5 protein-coding genes are annotated in these 6206 nt (G+C 77.2%); 1 reads left to right on the top strand and 4 read right to left on the bottom strand.

Annotated features, from left to right (window positions below):
- From ACR9E3_RS31120 to ACR9E3_RS31105, 4 genes are all read right to left on the bottom strand, one after another.
- A partial coding sequence (locus ACR9E3_RS31120; RefSeq protein ID WP_460384875.1) for an FHA domain-containing protein occupies positions 1-1338 on the bottom strand: 1338 nt, incomplete at its 3' end.
- A 189-nt stretch (positions 1339-1527) separates the two neighbouring features.
- The gene (locus ACR9E3_RS31115) at positions 1528-1863 is read right to left on the bottom strand and encodes a hypothetical protein (protein WP_460384873.1); all 336 of its coding nucleotides are present in this window, start codon (positions 1861-1863) and stop codon (positions 1528-1530) included.
- 339 nt (positions 1864-2202) lie between these two features.
- Entirely contained in the window at positions 2203-4143 is a 1941-nt protein-coding gene (pknB, locus tag ACR9E3_RS31110) for a Stk1 family PASTA domain-containing Ser/Thr kinase (RefSeq protein WP_460384872.1), read from the bottom strand.
- Positions 4144-4340: 197 nt separating this feature from the next.
- The gene (locus tag ACR9E3_RS31105) at positions 4341-5468 is read right to left on the bottom strand and encodes a DUF5685 family protein (RefSeq protein WP_460384870.1); all 1128 of its coding nucleotides are present in this window, start codon (positions 5466-5468) and stop codon (positions 4341-4343) included.
- A gap of 190 nt (positions 5469-5658) precedes the next feature.
- Between ACR9E3_RS31105 and ACR9E3_RS31100 the strand changes: the two genes are divergently transcribed.
- Positions 5659-6183, top strand: a complete 525-nt coding sequence (locus ACR9E3_RS31100) for a hypothetical protein (RefSeq protein ID WP_460384869.1) — start codon at positions 5659-5661, stop codon at positions 6181-6183.
- Positions 6184-6206: the final 23 nt, after the last annotated feature.

The raw sequence follows: 6206 nt of genomic DNA, 5'->3' as shown, positions 1-6206 counted from the left end.
CTCCCGCTCCGTCGCGGTGGTGTCCGACGGGAACCGCAGCCGCGCGGCGTAGGCGAGCGCGCGTCGGACGGTGAGCTGCGGGTGGAGGATGTCGTCCTGGGGGACGAGGCCGATGCGCTGGCGCAGCTCGTCGTAGTCGGCGTAGAGGTCGCGGTCGGCGTAGGTGACCACGCCCTCGTCGGCGGGGCGGAAGCCGGTCAGCGCGCGCAGCAGCGTCGACTTCCCCGCGCCCGACGGGCCGACCACCGCGAGCAGGCTGTTCTCCTCCAGGGCGAAGCCGACCCGGTCGAGCAGGGTGCGTCCCTGCGGTGTCCGGACGACGAGGTCCTGCGCGCGGAACGCGATCGCGCCGGCGTCCTCGCGCTCGACGAGCCGGTCACCGTCGAGGTGGAACAGGGCATGCCCGATCCCCACGAGCATCCCGGGGCGCAGCGCGGTGCGGCGGACCCGCTGACCGTCGACGTAGGTGCCGTTCGGGCTGCCGAGGTCGACCAGCTCCCAGCCGCCCGCGGCGTCCCCGACCAGTTCGGCGTGGTGCCGGGAGACGAGCAGGTCCGCGACGACGACGTCGTTGTCCTCGGCGCGCCCGATCCGGATGCGGCCGTGCGCGGCGGGGGCGTGGCCGGCCGGGGCGGCGGAAAGGGCGCCGGACGGGTCCGGCCCCGGCGCACCGGCTGTCGCCGGGGGCGCCGACGGCAGCCGGTGCACCGCCGACAACCGGCCCTGCCGGCTCGGTCCCGCGGGCTCGGGGACGTCGGCGGGCCGGACCGGGGACGGGGCGCGGCGCTCGGGGGCGGGGTGACCGGGGGCGGCGCGATCGGGGGCAGGGCTGTCAGGGGCACGGGTGCCGGCCGCGGGGGTCGGTGTCGGTCCGGCCCCGGGGATCGGCGTCGGTCCGGCGGGGGCGGGCTCCGGGCGGGGTCCCGGGGGTGTCAGCGGCGCCGCCGCGGGCACGGGCGGGGCGCCGGGGTCGGCGGCGACGGTGCGGAGCACCAGCGACACCTCGGGCCCGCCGCGGCCGAGCGCGAGGGTCAGGCGCGGCGTCGCCCCGGGGGAGAGGCGGAGCTGCTGCAGGCGCTCACCGGCGACGAAGATCCCGTTCTGGCTGCGGTCGATCAGCTCCCACCCGCTGGGCAGCGCCCGCAGCTCGGCGTGGACCCGCGAGACCAGGGGGTGCACGACCTGGAAGCCGGCCGCCTCGTCGCGGCCGATCGTGACGCCCTGCCCCGGCGGAACGACGAGGCGCTGGTCACCGTGCGTGAGCTCGAGCTGCGGCACCGTGAGCGGCCGGCCCCGGACCGCTCGACGTCCGGCCGCCGGCCGGGGCACGGGTTCCACGGAGTGCACTCCGCCGACCTCCTCGCGACCGGGCACCGTCGGCCCGGCGACGCCACCTCCCTCGGTGCGGTTGCCCGAGATGGTGACAGTCTGTGTTCGCGAGCGGAGTGCTCACCAGGGGGTTCGCGATAATCGCGGCGCAGTACTACCCGGAGTGACAGCGGGTCGGCGGGTGCGCGCGTCGCCCGCTCAGGCCGGTCGGGGCATCGCGGCCGTCGTGGGCGTCGCCGCGCGGTGCCGCGGCATGGGCGTGCCGTCGGGCAGGGCGAACGGCCGCGTCAGCGGGTCGCGCCGGGCGGCGTCGTTGTCGATGGCGTGGACACGCCCCGTGACCTGCACGGAGCCGACCTCCGCGAGGCGCCGGTGGACCCGATCGAGGCGCGCCTTGAGCGCCGCCTCGTTGCTGGCCTGCTGCTGCTGCGCGCGGCGGGTGTGCCGGGCCCCCGGGACGGACTCCGGTGCGTCCTCCTCGGGGGAGACGGCGAGAGCGGCGGAGGAGGTCGAGCGGCGGAACATCTGGATCACGTCCCTCGGTGCGACGGGCCTGTGCGTGAGCCGCTGTGCGGTCACCCTCTGCATCGGTGGGCACGCGGCCGCTCTTGATGCGCCGTCCGGTGGACTCCAGCCCGCGCCGTTCCGTGCCGACGGCGCGCGCGAGCGAGGTCGGAGGTGGAGCGAGGGCGTCCTTCGCTGCGTGGGACGCAGCCAGGGCGCCCCTCGACCCGTCACCGGTGGCGCGCGAGCGAGGTGGGGGTGGCGCGAGGGCGTCCTTCGCTGCGTGAGGCGCAGCCAGGGCGCCCCTCGACCCGTCACCGGTGGCGCGCGGCGCAGCGAGGGCGTCCCTCGCTCCGTCGCGGCGACCCGTCAGCCGAACAGGCCGCCGATCCCGCCGCCGTCGTCGTCACCGCTGTCGCCGCCGTCGCCGGTGCCGCCGGTGCCGTCGTTCGCGGTGCCGCCGCCCTGGGCCCCGCCCTGGGCGCCGCCCGCGGTCCCGCCGTTCCCGGTCGCCCCGTTGCCCGGGGCGCCGGAGGCCGGAGCTCCCGAGGAGGGAGCGGACCCCGCGCGGACGACGTCGACGGTGACGGTGCTGCCGCGCGGTACCGAGGTGCCGACGCCGGGGCGCAGCGCCACGACGGTGCCCGCGGCGCCGCCGCCGTCGACCTCCTGGAACGAGACCTCCAGGCCCACGCCCTCCAGCGTGGCCTCCGCCGAGTCGCGCGAGCGCCCCGTCACGTCCGGGACCTGGAGCGTCGCGCGCCGCTGTCCGACGGTCAGCTCGATCGCGCCGCCCGGCGGGCGCAGCGAGCCGGGCACCGGGTCCTGGCCGACGACCTGGCCGACCTCGGTCGGGTCGCTGGTCTCGCGCAGCTTCGGGACCGGGGTGAGCACGAGGCCCGCGCCCTCCGCGGCGACCCGCGCGGCCTCCGGGCTGCGCCCGACGAGCAGCGGCACCTGGATCAGGCCGGGGCCGCGGCCGACGCGCAGCGTCACCGGCGACTCCTCGTCGACCGACGCGCCCACGTCGGGTGTCACCGAGAGGACGTGGTCCTGCTGCTCGGGGGCCGAGGGCACGGGAACGACGAGCGGCGAGAGGCCGGCGTCGGTGACCGCGCGGACCGCGTCGTCGCGGGTGAGGCCCACGAGCTGCGGGACCTCGCTGTCGCTGCCGGCCAGGAGCCCCCAGCCGCCCAGGCCCAGCACCGCGACGAGGCCGAGGGCGACCACCGCGAGGCGTCGCCGCGGACGCGTGCGGGTGGCCGCGGCGTGGGCGCCGGTCCGGGTCCCGCGGGCGATCTCCGGGGTCAGACGGGTCTCGGCGGTGCTGCTGACGTCGTCGACGTCGACGACCCGCTGCGACCCGGTGAGCCCCCGCCAGGAGCGACGGCCAGGGTCGGTCGGCTCCTCGTCCTCGCCACTGACCCGCTCGTGCTCGGCGAGGATCGCCGGCGCGTCGGGGCGCTCGCCGGCCAGGACCCGCAGGAGGTCCGCGCGCATCTCGGCCGCGGTCGCGTACCGGTTCTCGGGGTTCTTGGCCATCGCCTGTCGGACGACGGCCTCGAGCTCGCTCGAGATCGTCACGCCGGGCGGGGTGAGGGTCTCGAGCAGCGGCGGGTCCTCCCGCACGTGCTGGTAGACGATCGCGACCGGGCTGTCGCCGGTGAACGGGGGCTCGCCGGTGAGGAGCTCGAAGAGCACGCAGCCCGCGGCGTAGACGTCGGCCCGTGCGTCGACCTCCTGGCCGAGGCCCTGCTCGGGCGAGAGGTACTGGGCGGTGCCGATGACCATGTCGCCGGTCAGCGCGGGCCCGGTCTCGGTGAGGGCGCGGGCGATACCGAAGTCCATCACCTTCACCACGTCGCCCGGGGTGATCATGATGTTGGCGGGCTTGACGTCGCGGTGCACCACGCCGTGCTCGTGGCTGTAGCCCAGGGCCGCACAGACGTCGGCCATCACCGCGCACGCGCGCTCGGGCGGCATCGGCCCGTGGGTGCGCAGGATGTCGCGCAGCGTCGAGCCGCTGACGTACTCCATGACGATGAACGGCAGCCCGACCTGCTCGGTCGGCACCTCACCGGTGTCGTAGACCGCGACGATCCCGGGGTGGTTCAGGCCCGCGACGTTCTGGGCCTCGCGCTCGAAGCGCAGCCGGAACGACGGGTCGCGCGCGAGGTCGGCGCGCAGGACCTTGACCGCGACCTCGCGGCCGAGACGCACGTCGAGGCCCGCGTGCACGTCGGCCATGCCGCCGCGTCCCAGGGACGGCCCGAGCTGGTAGCGCCCCGCCACCACCGTCGCCTGCGACATGCGCTCCCCGAGCCTCCGCTCCTGACGAACCCCGCTGCGGCCGGACGGCCGACGGACGTCACGGCGCCCCCGGCACCGTGTCGCGCGTCAGCATCACCCGGACGGGTCCAACGTGCCGGGAGCGGGTGGGGAACGGCGGGTCGCCCCTTCGGCGCGCGAGTTCGTCCGTTCGTCGGTCGTCGTGACGCCGGATGGGGTCAGCTGCCGCAGTCGCAACAGCTGCAGCAGCTGTCCCCGTCGGAGCAGCAGTCGCAGCAGTCGCAGCCGCACGAGGAGCAGTCGATGCAGGTGGGGCAGGGGCTCGACCGCGGCTGACCGCTCCACGGGCCGGTGAACTCCTCGGAGCAGCAGATCTGTCCGGTGCAACAGAGGCCGACCGCGGCGCCGCAGCCGGCGACGAACCCGCGCGGCGGACGGACCGGCGGCCTGTCGCCGGGCTGCGGCGGTTGGTCGGTGGACGGCTGCTCCGACCGGCCCATCGCGCGGACCAGCGCGCGGTCGGTCTCGTGGACCAGGAGACGATGGGCGAGCCGGGCGTCCGGACCGCCGGACAGCTCCAGGTCCGGGAGGGTGGCCGCGAGCGTCGCGACCTGGCGGCGCGCGAGCGCCCGCGTGGCCCCGACGCCGGCGCCGGTCGCGTCCACGGGGTTCCAGCGGCCGTCGCGACGGTCGTCGTCGAGGTCCTCGAGCGCGTCGAGGAGGTGCGCGAGCCGGCCGAACGCGGCGCCGGCCGTGTGCAGCGGCGCGGCGTTGCCGGGGCGCCCGGCGAGCACCGCGGTGTGGGCGAAGGCGGCGGCGACCGCGTCGGCGGTCGGGGCGGTCGCGTCCTCGAGGGTGACCGCACCGCCGGCGTGCTCGACCGCGTACTGGCGGGACGGCACGGCGAGCAGCGCCGACGGATCGAACCCGACTGGCGCGGTGGCGCGGGCGCGGTCGCTCCACCGGGAGGCCACCCGTCGGCCCACCGTGGCGACCGGACCGTGCCGGAAGGCGCCCTGGCCGTCGTCGACGTGGTCGGCGAGGTGCCCGGCCGCGAGCAGCAGTGCCGCGTGCGCGGCGAGCTTCGCGGCGTCGCCGGACACGACCGTCGCCGTCCGCATGCCGCGCGCCGGACACGGACCGGCGCGGCGCGTCGTCGTCCCGTCCCCGGCGGTCTGCGCGGCCGCCAGGACCGAGACGAGCAGGGCGTCGACGTTCGTGGCGGTGCGGGCGAGCTGGCCGTGGTCGTCACGCAGGGCGAGGCACGTGCCGCAGAGGTGTCCCATCCAGCGCCGGCGGAGGTCCGATGAGAGGTGGTGGCGACAGGGCCGCACGATGCCGAGCACCAGGCGGACCGTAGTGGTTCGGACGACCCCGGCCGGGGGCCCGTTCAGCGGCTGATCAACGCCCGTTCGCCGCAACCTCGCCGTTCAGTTGTGTGTGACGGACATGAACGTAGGGAAGGGTCCCCTCGACCGCGTCGCGCCCGTTTGTCGGGGGTGGACGTGAACGCGACGGATTCGGGTGGAGGACATCGTGATCTTGAACAGCAGGACGCGTCTGGTCGCGGCCCCGGTACTGATCGGGGCGCTCGGCCTCGGGATCCTGGGCGGGTGCGCCCAGAACGCGGCGCAGCAGGGGCCGCCTCCCGCCCAGCCGAGTGCCGCGGGCCAGGCCGCGCCGGGGCAGGCAGGCGCTCCGGGGCAGGCAGGCGCTCCGGGCCAGGCGGGGGCGCCGGGTCAGGCCGGCGCGCCGGGGCAGCCCGGCGCCGAGGGGCAGCCGGGCGCGGGCGGTGAGGCCGGTGCCGGTGGTGCCGGTGGTGCCGGTGGTGCCGGCGGTGCCGGGGCCGACGGCTCGGGTAGCGGCTCCGGCTCGGGCAGCGGCTCGGGCAGTGGCTCCGGCGGTGGCGCCAGCCAGACGCCGTCCGGCGGCGTCGCGACCGGCGGCGGCTCGACCTCGGGCGTCGAGCACGCGGGCATGATCGGCGCGGGTGCGCTCGCCCTCGCGGGCGCGGGCGCCCTCGGCGCGACGGCGGCCCGTCGTCGCCGCCAGGAGAGCTGATCACGCGCGGGCAGGGATCGACG

The sequence above is a fragment of the Actinomycetospora sp. C-140 genome, from assembly GCF_054796175.1.
Note: the sequence above shows the minus strand (reverse complement) of the source record. Positions and strands in the feature narration are given on the sequence as shown.